Raw genomic sequence first — 20,141 nt, forward strand, 5'->3', positions numbered from 1 at the left:
CAAAGAAGGTCGTCGTCCCGGGCAAGCCCCGCGCGCATAGCGCGTGGGGCGCCGACCCGGGACCCATAGCCACAGGGACGCGGGATGGGGCAAGCTGGAACGACGCGCGTGCCAACCGATTGCCGCCGGTGGTTATGGGTCCCGGCGTTCGCCGGGACGACATCTCATTCCGTTATCAGCACCTGTTAAGTGGTCTCATGGCGCACTCCCATTCGCATCACGACGACCACGATCATGATCATTCCGATGGTCACGCCCACGGTCATTCGCATTCCCACGGCCACGCCGGCCACAGCCATGCCCCCGCCAGCTTCGGCATGGCGTTTGCGATCGGCGTCTCGCTCAACTCCGCCTTCGTCGTCGCCGAGCTGATCTTCGGCTATGCCGCGCATTCACTGGCGCTGATCTCGGACGCCGTCCACAATCTCTCCGACGTGATGTCGCTGCTGCTGGCCTGGGGCGCGCTGTGGCTGTCGGCGCGGCGGCCGACCGATCGCCACACCTACGGTTATCGGCGCGCCTCGATCCTGGCCGCGCTGATCAATGCCGGCCTGCTGCTGCTCGTCGTCGGCGGCATCGCGGTCGAGGCGTTCGACCGCCTGCGCAATCCGGGCGAGGTGGCCGGCGTCACCGTGCTGTGGGTGGCGGCGCTCGGCATCATCATCAATGGTGCCACGGCCATGCTGTTCATGCACGGCCGCGACACCGACCTCAATATCCGCGGCGCCTATCTGCACATGGCGGCCGACGCCGCCGTTTCGCTCGGCGTCGTCGTTGCGGCGCTCATCACGATCTGGACCGGCTGGCTGTGGGTCGATCCCGTGGTCAGCATCGTCATCGCCATCGTCATCCTGCTGAGCGGTTGGGAGCTGGCGCGCGACAGCGTCAACCTCGCGCTCGATGCCGTGCCGCGCGACATCGCGCTGCCGGCGGTGCGCGACTATCTCGCCTCGCTCGACGGCGTCCACGAGGTGCACGATCTGCACGTCTGGGCGATGAGCACCAACGAGACCGCGCTGACCGCGCATCTGGTGTGCCCCGACGGCACCGACGACGCGTTCCTGCATCAGATCTGCGCCGAGCTGTCCCGCCGCTTCAACATCCAGCATCCGACCCTGCAGATCGAGGCCGACGGCAAGCCATGCAAGCTGGCGCCGGCCGACGTGGTGTAGGCCGCCGATGCCTCAGCTCCAGCCCGCCAGTCTGAGCAGAACACCGGCGGCGCAGGAGGCGGCGAGGACGGTGAGCATGCCCTGCTTGAAGCGGATGATCGCCACCGCCGCGGCGATCGCCAGCGCCAGCGCTGGGCCATCGACGCTCGACAGCACGGGCGCATCGAAGTCGAGGCCGAAGCCGCTCACCGGAACGGTCTTGCGGAACAGCGTATGCAGCGCGAACCAGATCGACAGATTGAGGATCACGCCGACCACCGCCGCGGTGATCGCCCCGAGCGCGCCGGAGAGACCCTTGTTGCCGCGCAGAACCTCGATGTACGGCGCCCCGACGAAGATCCACAGGAAGCACGGCGCGAATGTCACCCAGGTGGCGAGCAGGCCGCCCAGCGTGCCGGCGATCAGCGGCGACAGCGATCCGCCATCGCGCGCGGCGGCGATGAAGCCGACGAACTGCAGCACCATGATCAGCGGTCCCGGCGTGGTCTCGGCCATGCCGAGACCGTCGAGCATCTCCGCAGGCTGCAGCCAATGATAGTGCTCCACCGCCTGCTGGCCGACATAGGCGAGCACCGCATAGGCGCCGCCGAACGTCACCATCGCCATCTTGCTGAAGAACAGCGCGATCTGGCTGAACGTGTTCGCTGCGCCCAGCGAGGCAACCAGCGCGATCACCGGGATGAGCCACAGCGCGAGCCAGACGAGGGCGGTGACGATCGTTCGCCGCGCATTCGGCTTGGCGTGATCGGGAAGCACCTCTCCGAGCGCGCTGTCGCCGTCGCCGTTCTTGCCGCCTCCGTGGCCCGCCGCGGCGAACTCGGGGCGACCGGTACGCGCGCCGAGATAGCCGATCACGCCGGCGGCAATGATGATGAGCGGAAACGGCACCGCGAAGAAGAAGATCGCGATGAAGGCGATCGCCGCGAGGGCGATCATGACGTTGTTGCGCAATGCGCGGCTGCCGACGCGCACCACCGCCTGGATGACGATCGCGAGCACCACGGCCTTCAGGCCGAAGAACAATGCCTCGACGAACCAGACGTGGCCGAAGGAGACGTAGATCCAGCTCAGCGCCATGATCGCGACGATGCCGGGCAGAATGAACAGGCCGCCGGCCATCAGGCCGCCGGCCGTCCGGTGCATCAGCCAGCCGATATAGGTCGCGAGCTGCTGCGCCTCGGGGCCGGGCAGGAGCATGCAATAGTTGAGCGCGTGCAGGAACCGGCTCTCCGAGACCCAGCGCTTCTCGTCGACGATGATCCGATGCATGACCGCGATCTGGCCGGCCGGGCCGCCGAACGACAGCAGCGCCACCCGCAGCCAGACCTTGAAGGCCTCGTTGAAGCTGACGCCATGGGTGGCGTCAGCTTCGGTGGAGGCTGTCGATGAGACCAGCTCGGTCATGGCTTCACTCTGTTGGTCGGCCAATTGTGCGATTCGGCCGTTGCATCACGGCACCAGCGATAGAACGCATCATAGAGCCCAAGGCCAGCCTCGAGTTGCGCGAGGTCGTCGTCATAAATGCGCGACAGGCCGAGCGACGCCGCAAGCAGGCCCGGCGCCTCCGGGCTGAGATCGAGCCGCGCGGTGTCCGCGGCGCGCACGATCGTGGCAAGCCGCAACAGTGCCGGTGTCGCCAGGCCGAGCTCCTCGATCATCACGTCGAACGTGCAGAGCTCGCCGCGATGGCTCCAGAACGTGTTCTCGACGTCGAATGGCACAGCCTTGAAACGCTCGGCGACGGCCATGACATCGGACGGCGCGACGTAGAGAAACACGGCGTGCGGGTCGACGAAGCGGCGGATCAGCCACGGGCAGGCGATGCGGTCGATCTTCGGCCGGGCGCGGGTGACCCAGACCGTTCGCCCGTCGGCATTGCGCGGCGGCAGCTTGGCGGCGGGAACCAGCGGCAGGTTCGCTGCCGCCCAAGCCTCGAAGCCACCCTCCAGCGTTTCGGCCGATGCCTTGGCAACGCGAAGCCAGGCCGCAGTCCCTTGCGCCAGCTTGCCGCCGCGCTTGCAGATCACGATCACGGAGCGGCCGGCAAATTCTGGAGCCCATTGCGGAGCCTCCTCGGCGCACCGCTGGATGGCGCCGGGAATCAACCGTGGATCGGCGGCACGGTCGGCGTCCGTGCACACCTCGATCAGCACCGGGCACTGCGGTGTTCCGATCAGCCGGCCGAGCTTGTCAGGAGAAATCGATGCGAAGGATGACATGATGCGTCCTCGTGTCAAAATGACGGGACGCGATACTTGGGCATGTCGCCTCGTGGGGAGATCGCGAAGTCCCCATGCGGAACATTACAGCGAAACCGGTTCGTCGTGTCAATCGTCGTCGCGTCGCGGTATGATCGGCGCTCGCCCGACCGGCCGCGATGTCCGCCGCGCCACGGCGCGCGCATCATCACCTGCAAAGAAGATTCAAGCCAATCATGACCGTAACGATCTATCACAATCCGGCCTGCGGCACGTCGCGCAACACGCTGGCGATGATCCGAGCCTCCGGCGAGGAGCCCGTCGTGATCGAATACCTGAAGACACCGCCCAGCCGTGAGCAGCTGATTGCGCTGATCAACGCGATGGGAATCAAGGTCCGCGACGTGCTGCGCGAGAAGGGGACGCCGTATGCCGAGCTCGGGCTCGGCGATGCCAAATGGAGCGACGACCAGCTGATCGAGGTGATGCTCGCACATCCGATCCTGATCAACCGGCCGATCGTGGTGACGGGCAAGGGCGCGCGGCTCTGCCGCCCGTCCGAGCTGGTGCTCGACCTGCTCGACCATCCCGTCGCTTCCTTCACCAAGGAGGACGGCGAGGTGGTGAGCCGGCCGGCTTGAAGTTTGAGGATGTGAGTTGAAATGGACACCGCGACCCGTCTCGATGTGATGAACTGGCTCGTGGCTCAGGGCCTGACCGGCGTGCCGGAGAACGACATCCTGCGCGGCTTCTGTGAGCGCTGCTGCGCGGCCGGACTCGCATTGTCGCGCAGCATGGGGATCATCGACACGCTGCATCCGATTTTCGAGGGACGCGGCTTCCGCTGGAACGATCTCGACACCAACGAGGCCGACAGCTTCGAATATGGCTCGAGCAACGAGGGAGAAGCGGCACAGAACTGGCGGCGCTCCGTCTTCCACCACATGCTGGAGACCGGAGATGACGAGTTCCGCATCGACCTGCTCAATGCCGCCCATCTCGACTTTCCAGTCATCGGTGAGCTTTCCGGACAGGGGCATCGGCACTATGTCGCCTTCGTGCACCGCTTCGGCGACGCCGGTACGCTCGGGCAGATGGACTGCTTCTATTCGAATTGGCTGACGCGGTGCGACGGCGGTTTCACCGACGCGCAGATCGGCGCATTGCGGGACCTGGTGCCGGTGCTGGCGCTGACGATCAAGTCCGCGCAGCAGGTCGACATCGTGCGCACGCTCGGCCGGGTCTATCTCGGCCGCGACGCGTCCGAGCAGGTGCTGCGCGGCCGAATCTCCCGCGGCGTCACCGAGCGCATCAATGCGGTGCTGTGGTTCTCCGATTTGCGCAGCTCGACCGCGATCTCCGAGAGCATCTCGCCCGACGAGATCATCCCGCTGCTCAACGACTATGCGGAGGCGTCGATCGACGCCATCTACGAGGCCGGCGGCGACGTGCTGAAGCTGATCGGCGACGGCGTGCTGGCGATCTTCACCGGCGACATGGCGTCGGCCCGTCAGGCCGCGCTGCGCGCCGAGCATCGCTTCAGGCTCAACATCGCCAAGCTCAATGCACGACGGAGCGGTGAGGGCCGGCCGGTGACGTCGGCCTATGTCGGTCTGCATGTCGGCGAGGTGTTCTACGGCAACATCGGCAGCGAGGACCGGCTCGACTTCACCGTCGTCGGACCGGCGGTCAACGAGGTCAGCCGCATTGCCTCGATGTGCCGCTCTGTCGACCGGGAGCTGCTGGCGTCCTCCGAATTCTGCGCAGGGTTGGACGACGAGGGCCGCCGCTATCTGGTGTCGACCGGCCGTTACGCGCTGCGCGGCATCGGCCGTGCGCAGGACCTGTTCACGCTCGATCCGGAGATTGCGGCGAGCGCGCCTGCGACCCGCGCCTATGAGAACTACCTGGCGGACGAGATGTCGCAGGCTTGACCCACGTCAATGCCCGCCGATGCGAGTCTGCCCAGCCTCTCCCACGGGGAGACGAAGCTCATGTACACGCATATCTTGCTACCAACCGATGGATCCGATCTGTCCAAGGCCGCGGTCCGGCACGGCGTCGCGCTGGCGAAAGCGACCGGAGCGAAGGTCACCGCGCTGGTGGTGTCGACGCCGCTGCATTCGCTGGTCGTCGATCCACATGCCGCCACCAAGGCGCTGGCACAGTACAAGTCGCTGGTCGCCGATCAGACCGCGAAATATCTCGACCACGTCAAGGACGATGCGGAGCAGGCCGGCGTCGCCTGCGCAACGCTCTGCGTCGAGCACGACAAGCCCTATGAGGCGATCGTCGAGACGGCGCGCAACGAGGATTGCGACCTGGTGCTGATGGCCTCCCACGGCCTGCGCGGCGTTTCGGCCATTCTCGGCAGCGAGACCCTGAAGGTGCTGACGCATTCGACCGTGCCGATCCTGGTGTATCGCTAGGCCGGCTGCGGCACCGGCTGGCGCGCGATGCCGACGACCGGCGAGGTGACGATGACCAGCGCCTGCAGGCCGAAGATGGCCGATGCAAGATAGAGGCACATATCCGCGCCGTACCTGGCGCCGACCGCGGCGCCGAGCAGCGAGCCCAAGGGACGGGCGCCGTAGCTCAGGATGTTGATGGCCGAGACGCGCCCGAGCAGGCCGGCCGGCGTCACCGATTGCCGCAGCGTGGTGGTCGAGATGACCCAGAGGATCGGGCCGGCGCCGAGCAGGAAGAAGCTCAGTGCCGCGAGGAGCGGAGAGGGCACGAGCGTCGTCAGCGCCATCACCAGCGCCGCGGCGAAGCCGGTGACGGGCCCGAGCCCGATCACGGTGCCGAACGGCAGGCGCCGCATGATCCGCGTCGCCAGCAGCGCGCCGCAGACCATGCCGATGCCGAACATCGACAGCACCGTCCCAACGCCGCCGGCCGACAGGCCGAGCCGATGGACGGCATAGGGCACGAACACGGCGAGCAGCAGGAAATGCGCGGTGTTGAAGATGAACTGGGTCGCGAACACCGGCCGCAACAGCGCGTGACTGAACACGAAGGCGGCGCCCTCCTTGATCTCGGCCAGCGGATGGCGGCGCGGCAGGACCGTGCGGGCGGGCTCGGCGATGCCGGCGAGGCACAGCACGGCCACCAGTGAGAGCGCAGCGGCGCAGCCAAAGGCGGGCGCCCCGCCGATCCAGCCGACCAGCATGCCGCCCAAGGCCGGCCCGCCGGCGAAGGCGATCGTGCGGGCGAGCTCGATCCGCGCGTTCGCCGCGGCCAGCTGCGCCGGGTCGACCAGGCTCGGCACCAGGGCTGGTGCCGCGACGCTGAACACCACGGTGCCGCACACCGCGGTGAAGCCGAGCGCGGCCAGCAGCGACAGCGTCAGCGCGCCGGTCGCGAAGGCGATGAGGATCGCCAGCAGCGCCAGCGCGCGCACCGCTTCCGCCGCCGCCATCAGTCGCCGCCGTGGCATGCGGTCCGCGAGCAGGCCGGCGGGAATGGCGAACAAAACGAACGGCGCGGTCAGCGCGGTCTGCAGCAGGCCGGTCTCGCCTTCGCCGACGCCGAGCGCAAGCACGGCCACGATGGGCGCGGCAGCGAGCGCGATCTGCTCGGCGGATTGTGCTGCAAGGTTGGACCAGGCGAGGCGCTGGAAGCTGGCGGGCAGGGTGGGCGAGGGCAGCATGATGCGGAACCTGTGGTGATGATGCTGACATCATCGGCGCCAAGACCCTTGCGGCCCACCCGGTTTCTGATCGCTCCGCTAGCCTTCACATACCCCGTCGCCGACGCGCCGGCTGGACCCGTCACAAATCTTGCAGGGCGCCACAAGCGTTTCAGACAGGTCGGTGGCCGAGTTTCGCAGACGCGACGGGATCATGTCAGGTGCGACCCGTTACCATTCACATGACGATACGACCGGGCTCGCCATTTGCGCGCCCAGCAGAGGCGAGCATGAATGTGACGAACGACACAGCCTCCACCGCGCCAAACGCGACGACCATGCATGCACTTGCAAATAAGTTGCATTAAAGGTCGGTTTCGTTCAGGATGCCATGATGGACGCAAAATCGTCAGACCTTTCGCAGTTGCACGTGATGCTGCCGCCGAGTGATGGCCGTGAGGGCTGGCGCGGCGAGCGCGGAGAGCCGTCGCTGGGCGACATGTTCGCCTCGGTGCGAACCACCGCGACAGGATCGCTGTGGCGCAAGCTGATCGCCTTTCTCGGCCCGGGCTATCTGGTCGCCGTGGGCTACATGGACCCCGGCAACTGGGCGACCTCGCTCGCCGGCGGCTCCAAGTTCGGCTACGTGCTGCTCTCGGTCGCGCTGTTGTCGAACCTGATGGCGATCGTGCTGCAGTCGCTGTGCACGCGCCTCGGGGTTGCGACCGGCCGTGACCTGGCCCAGGCCTGCCGCGATTCGACGCCTCGCTGGGTCTCGGTGCCGCTGTGGCTGTCGGCCGAGATCGCGATCACGGCGACCGACCTCGCCGAGGTCATCGGCACGGCGATCGGGCTCAGCCTGCTGTTCGGGCTGCCGCTGTCGATCGGCGTCTGCGTCACCGCGCTCGACGTCTTCCTCATTCTGGCGCTGCAGGCGTTCGGCTTCCGCTGGATCGAGGCTTTCGTGGTCGCGCTGCTCGGCATCATCGCGCTGTGCTTCGCGATCCAGATCGCGATGGCCCAGCCGGACTGGGCCGAGGTGGTCAAGGGCTTCGTGCCGAGCGGCCAGCTGATCGCCAATCCCGAAATGCTCTATCTCGCGCTCGGCATTCTCGGCGCGACCGTGATGCCGCACAATCTGTACCTCCATTCGGGGTTGGTGCAGACCCGCGGCTATGGCGACAGCCCTGCCGAGAAGCGTGAGGCGATCACGCTGTCGACCATCGATTCCACCATCGCGCTCTGCCTGGCCCTGACCATCAACGCCTCGATCCTGATCCTGGCGGCGGCGACGTTCCACCGCACCGGGCAGCATGACGTGGCCGAGCTCGACCAGGCGCACTCTTTCCTGGCGCCGCTGCTCGGATCGACGCTGGCGCCGACGCTGTTTGCGATCGCGCTGTTGTGCTGCGGCCTGAATTCGACGATCACCGCGACCCTGTCCGGACAGATCGTCATGGAAGGCTTCCTGCAATGGCGCATCGCGCCGTGGCTGCGCCGCCTGATCACTCGGATGATCGCGATCGTCCCGGCGGTCGTGGTGACGATCTGGGCCGGCGAAAAGGCGACCGGTCAGCTCCTGATCCTCAGCCAGGTCGTGCTCAGCCTGCAGCTGCCATTCGCGATCGTGCCGCTGGTGCTGATCACCGCCAGCCGCGCCAAGATGGGGCAGTTCGTCGCGCCGCGCTGGTTGACTGCGATCGCCGGACTAATCGCCATCGCGATCATCGGGCTGAATGCCAAGCTGGTGTGGGATTTGGCGACGGGATGATGGAGGTGAGTAGCGAATAGTGGAAGAGGAGAAGCCTTATTCGCTACTCCCTATTCGCCATTCGCCCCTCTCACTCCTGCGGTTCCGGCGCCGTGCCGCCCTCGGCATCGATGCGCAGCCACCCGGCGGCCGCCAGTCGCTGCTGCGGCAGATAGCGGCTCTTGTAGTCCATCTTCTTCGAGCCCTCGATCCAATAGCCGAGATAGACGTAGGGCAGCCCCTGGCGCCGGGCCCGTGCGATGTGGTCGAGGATCATGAAGGTGCCGAGCGAGCGGGTGGTCTCGGACGGGTCGAAGAACGAGTACACCATCGACAGCCCGTCGCTGAGCACGTCGGTCAGCGCGACTGCGACCAGTTCGCCGCCGCGGGCGTTCGGACCGTTGCTCAGGTTGCGGCGACGGTATTCGATGATGCGGGTTTCGACGTGGCTGTCCTCGACCATCATCGCGTAGTCGAGCACCGTCATGTCGGCCATGCCGCCATGGCGATGGCGCTGATCGAGATAGCCGCGGAAGATCGAATATTGCTCGGACGTCGGCACCGCGCTGCGCTGCTCGCCGACCAGATCGGAATTGCGCGCGAGCACCTTGCGGAAGTTGCGCGACGGCCGAAACTCGTTGGCGATCACGCGGACCGACACGCAGGCCCGGCACTGGTCGCAGGCCGGACGGTAGGCGATCGACTGGCTGCGGCGGAAGCCGCCATGCGTGAGCAGATCGTTGAGATCGGTCGCCTTGTCGCCGACCAGATGCGTGAACACCTTGCGTTCCTGTCGCCCGGTCAAATACGGGCAGGGCGACGGCGCGGTCAGGTAGAATTGCGGGGTGTCACGCGAATGCTGGGTCAAGGAACGTCGTGAGCCTCCGAGGCGATAATCAACAGAATTGCGCCCCGAAGGCTTTGGGTCAATCGCTTTTGATGCGACACCTGCGGTCTCACCACGTGCGAGCCGGTTCAGCCAGTTGCGCGCGCACCGACGTGTTGATCACGACGGTGCCGAGAACGAAATCGTGCAGCAGCCGGCGACGGCCGTTGAACAGTCCGATCAGCAGCACGAACGGCGACAGCACCGAGACCGAGATCCAGAAGCACACCGCATGCACGGCACCGAGCACAAAGTAGCCCGGCGCGCCGTACCAGGTCCGCACCTGCAGATCCATCACCCGCATGCCGATCGTCGCCGAGTTGGGTCCGCCGATGGTGGCGCCGTAGTAGACGATCGCCCAGATCACCGAGGCCGGCGACACCAGCCAGAACAGCGCCCAGCCGAGGCCAAGGGTGACCACGCCGAACAGCGCGATGAAGATCACGGCCAGGATCACCGGGACCGTGAGCACGAGGAGGTCGATCAGGAACGCAACCATTCGCCGCATCACGACGCCGCGAAACAGCTCGGGCTGCTGATAGGGATCGTAGGCGTGCGGCCGCAGGCCGGCTCCGCCGCTGCCCCAGCCGTTCCCACCGGGACCCGTGTACGCCATGGATGTACCCTCCGACATTGGCAACCAGGACATGGGAACGGCGGACGCGCTTGCAAGGGGCCGTCCTGGGACGACCCGCGGCAAATTTCGGACGATTTTGCGTCGGATGGCGCAGTTCAACCGAGGCCGCGAATCGCTGGGCCCCGGCCAGGTCGTCGGCAGTTCGTGCGCAGGCTCAGCGCTGCTGGCGCAGCCGCTCGGCAGCCTGCGGCGCGAAGTAGGTGAGCACGCCATCGGCGCCGGCGCGCTTGAAGGCGAGCAGGCTTTCCATCATCGCGCGGTCGCCGTCGATCCAGCCGTTGTTGGCGGCCGCGGCGATCATCGCGTATTCGCCCGACACCTGGTAGGCAAAGGTCGGCATGGCGAAGGTGTCCTTCACGCGCCGGACGACGTCGAGATAGGGCATGCCCGGCTTCACCATCACCATGTCGGCGCCTTCGGCGATGTCGAGCTCGACCTCGCGCAGCGCCTCGTCGGTGTTGGCGCTGTCCATCTGATAGGTGCGCTTGTCGCCGGTCAGCGTCTTGGCCGAGCCGATCGCGTCGCGGAACGGGCCGTAGAAGGCCGAAGCATATTTGGCCGCATAGGCCATGATCTGCACATCGAGGAAACCAGCCTGATCGAGCGCCTGGCGGATCGCGCCGACTCGGCCGTCCATCATGTCCGAGGGCGCGATGATGTCGCAGCCGGCCTCGGCCTGGACCAGGGCCTGGCGCACCAGCACCGCGACGGTCTCGTCGTTGAGGATGCGGCCGTCCTTGATCAGGCCGTCATGGCCATGGCTGGTGAACGGGTCGAGCGCGACGTCGCAGAGCACGCCGATCTCCGGAAACTCCTGCTTGATCGCACGCACCGCCTGGCAGACCAGATTGTCGGGATTGCAGGATTCGGAGCCGTGCTCGTCGCGCAGCGACGGCTCGGTGTAAGGGAAGAGGGCGATGCAGGGGATGTCGAGCTTGGCGGCGCGCTCGGCGTCGCGGACGATCTCGTCGACGCTCAGCCGTTCCACGCCCGGCATCGAGGCGACGGTGCTGCGGGTCCGGTCGCCTTGGACGACGAACAGCGGCCAGATCAGATCATCCGTCGTCAGCACGTTCTCGCGCACCAGGCGGCGCGCCCATTCGGCCTTGCGGTTGCGGCGCGGGCGGATGGTCAGATCGAGCGTTGGTGGTGTTCCCGCGGCCGGGGTCCGCGTGACGTCACGCACATCGATCGGGCGCCCGAATTTGATCGCCATGGGGTGCTGGCTCCTTGAGCTGGCCGGCGAGCCGGATTTTGATTGTTGGTATTCCAACAATCTGTAGCACTTTGCACCCTGCGCGTCACTTGACGTGACGCAAGCTGCCCGGTTGATTTCCGGCCCGGCTGGTCTCACGGTGCCGGCCAGCCCAGGAATCGCCATCCTCCTGGTCTTGAGAGGCCCCAAATGACGACGCGTCCGAAAGCTCCGAACGGCCATGCCTGAAATCCCCTCGGCGCGAGATCTGGCGCGCGACAACGTCGCCATGTCGGTTGCGGCGCTGTCGTCGGACCGGCGTGACGGTGACGAGAATGTCTGGACGCGGCGGCTCGTGCTATTCCTGCGGGTCATGGCGATGCTCTCGATCGCCAAGGGGCTGTACCACTGGGCCCAGGTGACCGGCTTCATCGGCGGCGAGGACGAGGCGTTCGAGAACCAGGCGATGGCCTGGCAGGCCGCCACGGTCTACTTTGCGGTAATCGAGCTCGTCGCGGCCGTCGGGTTATGGCTGGCAACGCCGTGGGGCGCGGTGGTGTGGCTCACCACGGTGGTCTCGATGGCCGTCATCGAACTGATGTTTCCCGGGATCTATGGCGGCAACCTGCTGGTGGTCGCCGGGGAGGCGATCATGCTCGCGGCCTATCTCGTGCTGGCCTGGATGTCGGCGCGAGAGCGCCCACCGTAGGTGGTGCTGACAAATCGTTGCTCGCCGTAAATCCTTCTTACGCGATGCAAGTAATGTTTCGAGCACCTTAAGACTGCTTGCCACAGCTGTTACACAGACCTTAGCGGCGGGAACCTCACCTGTTTTGGAATGCGACAGCAGGTGAAACAGAACGCGAACATCCCGTCGCCACCGTCAACGGACTCTTGCAAAAGCCGCTGTATTTACAGGCTTAAAAGAGAATTCACTCTCCGCGATTCATTCTCTCTTTATGCTCTTATTTAAGGCGATCTTCAAAGCACCCCCCTTAAGTTCGATCTATCAGACGGGACAAAAGTTTCGTCGAATAAGTCGACAAAAACGACGACAGGGGAAGTGTCATGATGAAAGCCGTTGCGACGGCCGTGGAGACTGCTGCGCCGGGTCAGGGCGGCACCGTCCAGTCGCTCTATCTGGAAGCCCTGACTCTGGTGGAGCGGCTGCACCGCCGCCTGCTCGACGTCATCAAGGACGAGTTCGACCGCCGTGGTCGTTCCGACATCAATTCGGTCCAGGCGCTGTTGCTCTATAACATCGGCGACAAGGAGCTGACTGCGGGCGAGCTGCGCACGCGCGGCTACTATCTCGGCTCCAACGTCTCCTACAATCTGAAGAAGCTGGTCGAACTCGGCTTCCTCGATCACCAGCGCTCGCGCGTCGACCGCCGTTCGGTCCGCATCCGCCTGACGCCGCAGGGCCAGGAGATCCGCCGCATCGTCGATGCGCTGTATCAGAAGCACGTCAAGACCGTGGAGCAGGTCGGCGGCATCTCGGGCGAGGAGTTCTCAACGCTCAACAAGTCGCTGCACCGTCTCGAGCGGTTCTGGACCGACCAGATTCTCTATCGCCTCTGAGGCGCACATCGTTCCGGCTGAGCCGGCCTCCGCGCAGCGGAGCCAAGACCGGAGAGCCGTTGATCATCGACTTCAGACCTTGGCGTCGGCCCTCCAGGCCGGCGCCATTTTCTTTGATCATCCATCTCGTCATTCGCGATTGCGAGAAACAACCCAATTCGAATTGGAACTAATCCGAAGGCCCCGACTTGTCTGTGCCGGAGGTTGGACCATGCTGCGCGATCACGGAATGCAGGTCATGAACGTGGAGCTGGTCAGCGATGCCTATGCCATCGCGTCCAACTACCTGCGTTTGACGGGGGCCTTGCCGGAGACGATCACCCCCGACGACCGGCTGATCGACATCATCGTGCAGCTGATCCATCGCGGAGAATTCAACAAGCTCAGGCTCGCGAACAAGGCGATCTCGGCGTTCGAGATGGCCTTCACGGTCTGATCATCAAGAGGGGATGATATGGAAGCCGCCATCGATCGCATCATGCACACGTACGACCTGCTGGCGAACCGCACCGCTGCGGCCAGCGAGGAGGCGCGCCGGAAAGTCAGCGCCTATATCCAGACGCTGTTCGAAGCAGGCGAGCGCGATCCGCATCGTCTGACCGTGTGCGGCCTGACCTATCTGCGCCAGCTCGACGGTCGCGTCGATCCGGTCAAGGCGGGCTACACCGGCCTGTGATTGTCTGAGGCGCGGGTTGTCTCGCGCCCCAATTGCTCATGATACCGACAACCTGCTCGAGACCATCCGGTTTCAGGCAGGTTGTTCTGCTTTTCGGGGAGCAATCTTCCGCCTGGCAAATGCCGGATAGCTGGCACTCTGCGGGGGGGGGGCCTGAGGCCTTGCCCCGGCGGCCGTCCACCATATCTGGCGCAAATATCGGGTTTGACCCGCAACCGCTTGGCCTCTCCCTTGGCCTGCCGCCGTCCGTATGGTAAGGGCAGGGGTCTTTTCCGACCGCCTTCACTGAACCGACCGCAGGCCGCCTAAGGCCTTGCGGACGTGGAGATATTCCGCCGATGACCGCTTCCAGCGCCAAGCCCGCTACGTCCGTCGATTCCTTCTTTTCCGCCACTCTGGCCGAGGCCGATCCGGAGATCGCCGCCGCCATCAGGGGTGAACTCGGTCGGCAACGGCACGAAATCGAGCTGATCGCCTCGGAAAACATCGTCAGCCGGGCGGTCCTGGAGGCCCAGGGCTCGGTGATGACCAACAAGTACGCCGAGGGCTATCCGGGCGCGCGCTATTACGGCGGCTGCGAGTGGGTCGACGTCGCCGAGAACCTCGCGATCGACCGTGCCAAGAAGCTGTTCGGCGCCAACTTCGCCAACGTCCAGCCGAACTCCGGCAGCCAGATGAACCAGGCGGTGTTCCTGGCGCTCTTGCAACCCGGCGACACCTTCATGGGCCTGGATCTCGCCGCCGGCGGCCATCTGACCCACGGCTCGCCGGTCAACATGTCCGGCAAGTGGTTCAAGGCTTCGCATTACACGGTGCGGCGCGAGGACCATCTGATCGACATGGATGCGGTGGCGAAGCAGGCGGAAGAGGTCAAGCCGAAGCTGATCATCGCCGGCGGCAGCGCCTATTCGCGCCCGTGGGACTTCAAGCGCTTCCGCGAGATCGCGGACAGCGTCGGCGCCTACCTGCTGGTCGACATGGCGCACTTCGCCGGTCTCGTGGCCGGTGGCGTCCATGCCTCGCCGGTGCCGTACGCCCACGTCACCACGACGACCACGCACAAGTCGCTGCGCGGCCCGCGCGGCGGCCTGATCCTGTGGAACGACGAGCAGTTCACCAAGAAGTTCAACTCGGCGATCTTCCCGGGCCTGCAGGGCGGTCCGCTTATGCACGTGATCGCGGCCAAGGCGGTGGCGTTCGCCGAGGCGCTGCGGCCGGAGTTCAAGGCTTACGCGAAGAACATCGTCGAAAATGCGAAGGCGCTGGCGGAATCGCTGCGCGCCCAGGGCTTCGACATCGTCTCCGGCGGCACCGACAACCATCTGATGCTGGTCGATCTTCGGCCGAAGGGGCTGAAGGGCAACGTCTCCGAGAAGGCGCTGGTCCGCGCCGGCATCACCTGCAACAAGAACGGCATCCCGTTCGACCCCGAGAAGCCGTTCGTGACCTCCGGCCTGCGTCTCGGCACGCCGGCCGCGACGACCCGCGGCTTCGGCGTCGCTGAATTCCAGCAGGTCGGCAGCCTGATCGCCGAGGTGCTCAACGCGATCGCGCAGTCCTCGGAAGGCAGCGCGCCGCTGGTGGAAGCCGCGGTCAAGGAGAAGGTGAAGGCGCTGACCGACCGGTTCCCGATCTATCAGTAAGGCTTGACGCGACATGCGCTGCCCGAGCTGCAACAGCCTCGATACGCAGGTGAAGGACTCCCGCCCCACCGAGGACTCCTCGGTGATCCGGCGGCGGCGGGTCTGCGTCACCTGCAACTTCCGCTTCACGACCTTCGAGCGGGTGCAGCTGCGCGAACTCACCGTCATCAAGCGCAACGGCCGTCGCGTGCCGTTCGACCGCGACAAGCTGATGCGCTCGGTGCAGATCTCGCTGCGCAAGCGCTCCGTCGATCCGGAGCGGGTCGAGAGGATGGTGTCGGCGATCGTGCGGGAGCTCGAGAGCGGCGGCGAATCGGAAGTGTCCTCGGAGGCGATCGGCGAGATCGTGATGGAGCATCTGCGCGATCTCGACGACGTCGCCTATGTCCGCTTCGCCTCGGTCTACCGCAATTTCCGCGAGGCCAAGGATTTCGAGGCCGTGCTCGGCGAACTCTCGGCCGAGGATGAAGCCCCGCGGCTGGCGCCGGTCCGCAAATGATCTTCCGGGTCCTGGTCGATCAGGTCGGCGAGAAGCTGAAGGCTCAGAAGGACGCCGACCGCCGCTACATGCAGCTGGCGCTGATGCTCGGTCGTCGCGGGCAGGGGCGCACGTGGCCGAACCCGGCCGTCGGCGCCGTCGTGGTCAAGGATGGCGTCATCGTCGGCCGCGGCTGGACCCAGCCGGGCGGCCGGCCGCATGGCGAGCCGGAGGCGCTCCGGCGCGCTGGCGAGGCGGCCAAGGGCGCGACGCTCTATGTGACGCTGGAGCCGTGCTCGCATGTCGGCAAGTCGCCGCCGTGTGCTGACGCAGTCATCGCCGCCGGCATCAGCCGCGTCGTCTCGGCGATTGAGGATCCCAATCCTGAGGTGGCGGGGCAGGGGCATGCCAGGCTGCGGGCTGCCGGCATTCAGGTCGAGGTCGGCCTGTGCTCGGCGGACGCGAAGCGTGATCATGCCGGCCATTTCCGACGCATCCGCGATGGTCGGCCGCACGTGGTCCTGAAGCTCGCCGTCTCGGCCGACGGCAAGATCGCGGCGGCAGGCAGCAAGCCGGTCGCCATCACCGGCGAGACCGCGCGGACCCGCGTCCATCTGCTGCGCGCCCAGAGCGACGCCATCCTGATCGGGGTGCGCACCGCGATCGCCGACAATCCGTTGCTGACCTGCCGTCTGCCGGGCATGGAGGCCCGCTCGCCGGTGCGCGTCGTGCTCGATCCGATGCTGCGGCTTCCCGCCGCGAGCCGCCTGATGCAGTCGGCGCGGACCACGCCGCTTTGGCTGGTCGCCTCCGAAGTTGCCGAGCCGGTAACAGCGACGCGGCTGGGGGCCGCCGGTGCGCAGGTGGTCCGCGTGCCGCCGCAGGCCGATCCATCCGCGCTCGAGCCGTCCGCTGTGCTCAAGGCGCTCGCTGAGAAGGGCATCACCCGCCTGATGATCGAAGGCGGCAGCCGCGTAGCATCATCTTTCATGGCGAGCGGCCTGGTCGATGAAATCTGGCTCCTGCGCGGTCCCGGCGAGATCGGCGCCGACGGCATCGCTGCGCTGGACGCATTGCCGCTGACCGCAATCACGCAGTCGCCGGCCTATCGCGTCCGTGCTAGCGAGACGCTCGATCAGGACAACCTCACGATTTACGAGCGCGCGTAATGTTCACCGGCATCGTCACCGACATCGGCGAGATCGTCAGCCTGACGCTGCGGACCGAAGGCAAGCTGCACCGTTTGCGCATCGCCTGCAATTATGACCAGGCTGGCATCGCCGATGGCGCGTCGATCGCCAACAACGGCGTCTGCCTGACCGTTGTGCACACGGGCAAAGCCGACGGTAAGACCTGGTTCGAGGTCGATGCCGCGGCTGAGACGCTGGCGCTGACGACTGCAAAACACTGGCGCGTCGGCACCAGGCTGAACCTGGAGCGGGCGCTGAAGATCGGCGACGAGCTCGGCGGCCACATCGTCTCCGGCCATGTCGACGGCATCGCCACCATCGTCAGCCGCGAGAACCTGCCGGACATGGCGCGGTTCGTGTTCAAGACCACCCGCGAGCTGGCCCGCTTCATCGCGACCAAAGGCTCGATCACCCTCGATGGCGTCTCGCTCACCGTGAACACCGTCGACGAGCTGACGTTCTCGGTCCTGATCATCCCGCACACCCTGAGCGTGACCACGCTGTCGTCCTGGCAGGCCGGCAGCGAGGTCAATATCGAAGTCGACCTGATGGCGCGCTACGCCGCGCGCCTCACGGAAATGAAGTAGCTTGGAATCGAAGTCGCTTGGAATCACGGACGCTGGCGCCTAAAACGCCGGCCAAGCTCCTCAAGGCGAGGAGGCGCACGCACCGGAGCAGGCCGAGCATTTGCGAGGCCGGAAGCCGAACTGGCTCTCCGAAGGCGCCATCTCAAACCATGAGGCCCTAATCGTTCTCGGCCCTTCGAGGTCAGGCCAAGGGGCCGCTCCTCAGGGTGAGGCACCTTCAAAAACGGATTGGACGCATGGCAGACGCACGGCGCGCGCCGCTCAAAGATCAGACCGACATCACCGGCGCCCGGGCGCTGATCGTCGAGGCCCGCTTCTACGACGACATCCAGGACGCGATGCTGGAGGGCGCCACCGCCGAGCTGAAGGCGGCGGGCGTGAGCCACGATGTGCTCACCGTCACCGGCTCGCTGGAAATTCCTGCGACGATCGCGATCGCGCTCGACGCGGCAGCCAAGAACGGCAAGCCCTATGATCTCGCGATCGCGCTCGGCTGCGTGATCCGCGGCGACACCATCCATTTCGAGATCGTGTCGCAGGAATCTTCCCGCGCCCTGATGGATCTGTCGGTCGCGCGCGGCCTGCCGCTCGGCAACGGCATCCTCACCGTCAACAATGAGGACCAGGCCTGGGCGCGCGCCCGGGTCTCCGAAATGAACAAGGGCGGCGATGCCGCACGCGCCGCGCTCGCGGTGCTGCGCATCAAACGCCGCCTGGCGCGAGGCTGAGATGGCCGAGAACAAACCCTTCAAGGGCCCGGTCCGCGCCAACGACCGCAAGGCCAACCGTCGCGGCGCCGCGCGGCTCGCGGCCGTCCAGGCGCTGTACCAGATGGACATCGCCGGCGCCGGTATCAACGACGTGCTTGCCGAGTTCGAGAGCCACTGGCTGGGCACCGAGGTCGAGGGCGAGCAGTATCTGCCGGCCGAGGCCGCCTTCTTCCGCGACATCGTCTCCGGCGTGGTGCGCGACCAGACCAAGATCGATCCGGTGCTCGACACCGCGCTCGATCGCGGCTGGCCGCTGCAGCGGATCGAGGCGATCCTGCGCGCGGTGCTGCGCGCCGGCGCCTATGAGCTGGAGCGCCGCAAGGACATTCCGGCCCGCGTCGTCGTGTCCGAATACGTCGACATCGCCCACGCCTTCGTCGAGCGCGACGAGACCGGGATGGTCAATGCGGTGCTCGAGCAGCTTGCGCGGCAGTACCGCGCCGACGAGATGGGGCCGAAGTAGGTTTCCCGTCATTGCGAGCGCAGCGAAGCAATCCAGGGCTGCGGACGGGACTCTGGATTGCTTCGCTGCGCTCGCAATGACGACCCGCGGGAGCAGGATCGCAGAATGTCGGGCAGCCCAGACAACACCTCCGGCGAAGACTCCCTGATCGCCCGCTACTTCAAGCCGCTCGCGACCGATCCCGGCGCCTTCGGCCTGGTCGACGATGCCGCCATCATTCCGGCCAGTGGCGACGACCTCGTCGTCAATACCGACGCCATCGTCGAGGGCGTTCATTACCTGCCCAACGATCCGCCCGACACCATCGCGCGCAAGGCGCTGCGGGTGAACCTGTCCGATCTCGCCGCCAAGGGCGCGGTCCCCGCCGGTTTCCTGCTGACGCTGGCGCTGCGGCAGACGGATGAAGCATGGCTTGCCGCTTTCGCGCGCGGCCTCGGCGAGGACGCGGCGACCTTCGGCTGCCCGCTGCTCGGCGGTGACACCGTGTCGACGCCGGGTCCCCTGATGATCTCGGTCACTGCCTGGGGCCGGGTGCCCCGGGGACGCATGGTGCACCGCTTTGGCGCCCGTCCCGGCGACCGGGTCATGGTCACGGGCACGATCGGGGATGCTGCGCTCGGCCTGCGTATCCTGACGGACACAGCAGGCGCTGCTGTGCTGGCCGATGATCCCGCCGCACGGGATATGCTGATCGGCCGCTATCGCGTGCCGCAGCCGCGCCAGGCGCTGGCGGCGGCGGTGAGAGACTTTGCGACGGCGTCGATGGATGTCTCCGACGGCCTCGCCGGCGATCTCGCCAAGCTCTGCGCGGCCTCGTCGGTCAGCGCCGACATCGCGCTGGCGCGTTTGCCGACCTCACCGGCCGCCGCAAGGCTGCTGGCTGCGGGATCCACTCGAATCGAAAGCCTGATCGCCGGGGGGGACGACTACGAGATCCTCTGCACCGTTCCGGCCGCGGACTGCGATGCGTTTGGCGCCGCAGCCCGCACGGCGGGCGTTGCCATCACCGATATCGGCGCCATCCTCGAAGGCGCGCGTCCGCCGTGCTTTCTGGACGAGCAGGGCTGTCCAGTGACGCTGACGCGCATGTCGTTCAGCCATTTCTGAGATCTATTCGCAGTGCACAATGCGACCAAAGAAGCGTCTGAATTTGGAGCAGTTCAGGCGTCGCGGCGTTGCGTCATGATGGCGATTTTGGCAAGGTCACCGCCGTTTGAGGCGGCTCCGCCCGGAGCGGCCTGATCAAGGGGGCGTACGTCGCGCGAGCGCGGCGTGACGTAGTTA

At 66.2% G+C, this 20,141-nt stretch carries 22 protein-coding genes; 16 read left to right on the forward strand and 6 right to left on the reverse strand.

All coding sequences use genetic code 11. The features are described from left to right. Positions 1–197 precede the first annotated feature (197 nt). A complete protein-coding gene (locus ACQR07_RS00800) occupies positions 198–1,172 on the forward strand; it encodes a cation diffusion facilitator family transporter (RefSeq protein WP_434900496.1) in 975 nt (324 codons plus the stop codon). A 12-nt stretch (positions 1,173–1,184) separates the two neighbouring features. On the opposite strand, the gene chrA is transcribed toward ACQR07_RS00800, so the two are convergent. After that, positions 1,185–2,576: a chromate efflux transporter gene (gene chrA, locus ACQR07_RS00805; protein WP_434900497.1), complete on the reverse strand. Its 1,392-nt coding sequence runs from the start codon at positions 2,574–2,576 to the stop codon at positions 1,185–1,187. After that, positions 2,573–3,391, reverse strand: coding sequence for a chromate resistance protein ChrB domain-containing protein (locus tag ACQR07_RS00810; RefSeq protein ID WP_434900498.1), 819 nt, complete (start codon positions 3,389–3,391; stop codon positions 2,573–2,575). The genes chrA and ACQR07_RS00810 overlap by 4 nt, the downstream gene beginning before the upstream one ends. 215 nt (positions 3,392–3,606) lie before the next feature. Between ACQR07_RS00810 and arsC the strand changes: the two genes are divergently transcribed. Genes arsC through ACQR07_RS00825 form a run of 3 tightly spaced genes read left to right on the forward strand, consistent with a single transcriptional unit; the run spans position 3,607 to position 5,799 of the window. After that, positions 3,607–4,011, forward strand: coding sequence for an arsenate reductase (glutaredoxin) (arsC, locus tag ACQR07_RS00815; RefSeq protein ID WP_434900499.1), 405 nt, complete (start codon positions 3,607–3,609; stop codon positions 4,009–4,011). Positions 4,012–4,032: 21 nt separating this feature from the next. Then, positions 4,033–5,304: an adenylate/guanylate cyclase domain-containing protein gene (locus tag ACQR07_RS00820; RefSeq protein ID WP_434900500.1), complete on the forward strand. Its 1,272-nt coding sequence runs from the start codon at positions 4,033–4,035 to the stop codon at positions 5,302–5,304. A gap of 60 nt (positions 5,305–5,364) precedes the next feature. Further along, positions 5,365–5,799: a universal stress protein gene (locus tag ACQR07_RS00825; RefSeq protein WP_434900501.1), complete on the forward strand. Its 435-nt coding sequence runs from the start codon at positions 5,365–5,367 to the stop codon at positions 5,797–5,799. Here the strand turns inward: ACQR07_RS00825 and ACQR07_RS00830 are convergent. Continuing rightward, on the reverse strand, positions 5,796–7,022 hold the full coding sequence (locus ACQR07_RS00830; protein ID WP_434900502.1) for an MFS transporter: 1,227 nt from the start codon (positions 7,020–7,022) through the stop codon (positions 5,796–5,798). The genes ACQR07_RS00825 and ACQR07_RS00830 overlap by 4 nt on opposite strands. A 373-nt stretch (positions 7,023–7,395) precedes the next feature. Between ACQR07_RS00830 and ACQR07_RS00835 the strand changes: the two genes are divergently transcribed. Continuing rightward, positions 7,396–8,772, forward strand: coding sequence for an Nramp family divalent metal transporter (locus ACQR07_RS00835; protein WP_434900503.1), 1,377 nt, complete (start codon positions 7,396–7,398; stop codon positions 8,770–8,772). 70 nt (positions 8,773–8,842) lie between these two features. Here the strand turns inward: ACQR07_RS00835 and ACQR07_RS00840 are convergent, their stop codons facing one another. The 3 genes from ACQR07_RS00840 to hemB form a co-directional block, all read right to left on the reverse strand. Beyond that, positions 8,843–9,619: an arginyltransferase gene (locus ACQR07_RS00840; RefSeq protein WP_434900504.1), complete on the reverse strand. Its 777-nt coding sequence runs from the start codon at positions 9,617–9,619 to the stop codon at positions 8,843–8,845. An 88-nt stretch (positions 9,620–9,707) separates the two neighbouring features. Continuing rightward, positions 9,708–10,253 carry an RDD family protein gene (locus tag ACQR07_RS00845; protein ID WP_434900505.1) on the reverse strand — a complete coding sequence of 182 codons (546 nt, stop codon included), beginning with the start codon at positions 10,251–10,253 and terminating at the stop codon, positions 9,708–9,710. 175 nt (positions 10,254–10,428) lie between these two features. Further along, complete coding sequence (gene hemB, locus ACQR07_RS00850; RefSeq protein ID WP_434866830.1) at positions 10,429–11,490, reverse strand: porphobilinogen synthase; 1,062 nt, start codon at positions 11,488–11,490, stop codon at positions 10,429–10,431. Positions 11,491–11,710: 220 nt separating this feature from the next. Here hemB and ACQR07_RS00855 point away from each other — a divergent pair, with 220 nt between their 5' ends. The 11 genes from ACQR07_RS00855 (at position 11,711) to thiL (ending at position 19,964) form a co-directional block, all read left to right on the forward strand. Further along, on the forward strand, positions 11,711–12,178 hold the full coding sequence (locus ACQR07_RS00855; protein WP_434866831.1) for a DUF6163 family protein: 468 nt from the start codon (positions 11,711–11,713) through the stop codon (positions 12,176–12,178). Positions 12,179–12,537: 359 nt separating this feature from the next. Beyond that, a complete protein-coding gene (gene ldtR / locus ACQR07_RS00860; protein WP_009026212.1) occupies positions 12,538–13,050 on the forward strand; it encodes a transcriptional regulator LdtR in 513 nt (170 codons plus the stop codon). A 211-nt stretch (positions 13,051–13,261) separates the two neighbouring features. Continuing rightward, complete coding sequence (locus ACQR07_RS00865) at positions 13,262–13,486, forward strand: hypothetical protein (RefSeq protein ID WP_434900506.1); 225 nt, start codon at positions 13,262–13,264, stop codon at positions 13,484–13,486. Between the two features lie 18 nt (positions 13,487–13,504). Beyond that, positions 13,505–13,726 carry a hypothetical protein gene (locus ACQR07_RS00870; RefSeq protein WP_006612770.1) on the forward strand — a complete coding sequence of 74 codons (222 nt, stop codon included), beginning with the start codon at positions 13,505–13,507 and terminating at the stop codon, positions 13,724–13,726. Between the two features lie 338 nt (positions 13,727–14,064). Then, positions 14,065–15,369: a serine hydroxymethyltransferase gene (gene glyA / locus ACQR07_RS00875; protein WP_434900507.1), complete on the forward strand. Its 1,305-nt coding sequence runs from the start codon at positions 14,065–14,067 to the stop codon at positions 15,367–15,369. Between the two features lie 13 nt (positions 15,370–15,382). Continuing rightward, on the forward strand, positions 15,383–15,868 hold the full coding sequence (gene nrdR / locus ACQR07_RS00880; RefSeq protein ID WP_434866835.1) for a transcriptional regulator NrdR: 486 nt from the start codon (positions 15,383–15,385) through the stop codon (positions 15,866–15,868). Further along, positions 15,865–17,016, forward strand: a complete 1,152-nt coding sequence (gene ribD / locus ACQR07_RS00885; RefSeq protein WP_434900508.1) for a bifunctional diaminohydroxyphosphoribosylaminopyrimidine deaminase/5-amino-6-(5-phosphoribosylamino)uracil reductase RibD — start codon at positions 15,865–15,867, stop codon at positions 17,014–17,016. Before nrdR ends, ribD begins: the two co-directional genes overlap by 4 nt. Next, positions 17,016–17,624, forward strand: a complete 609-nt coding sequence (locus tag ACQR07_RS00890) for a riboflavin synthase (protein WP_434900509.1) — start codon at positions 17,016–17,018, stop codon at positions 17,622–17,624. Before ribD ends, ACQR07_RS00890 begins: the two co-directional genes overlap by 1 nt. Before the next feature lie 236 nt (positions 17,625–17,860). Continuing rightward, entirely contained in the window at positions 17,861–18,352 is a 492-nt protein-coding gene (ribH, locus tag ACQR07_RS00895; protein ID WP_434900510.1) for a 6,7-dimethyl-8-ribityllumazine synthase, read from the forward strand. 1 nt (position 18,353) lies between these two features. Beyond that, a complete protein-coding gene (gene nusB / locus ACQR07_RS00900; protein WP_434900511.1) occupies positions 18,354–18,857 on the forward strand; it encodes a transcription antitermination factor NusB in 504 nt (167 codons plus the stop codon). A gap of 105 nt (positions 18,858–18,962) precedes the next feature. Further along, positions 18,963–19,964: a thiamine-phosphate kinase gene (gene thiL / locus ACQR07_RS00905; RefSeq protein ID WP_434900512.1), complete on the forward strand. Its 1,002-nt coding sequence runs from the start codon at positions 18,963–18,965 to the stop codon at positions 19,962–19,964. Positions 19,965–20,141: the final 177 nt, after the last annotated feature.

The organism is Bradyrhizobium sp. HKCCYLS20291 (genome assembly GCF_051167715.1).
Taxonomy (GTDB): Bacteria; Pseudomonadota; Alphaproteobacteria; order Rhizobiales; family Xanthobacteraceae; genus Bradyrhizobium.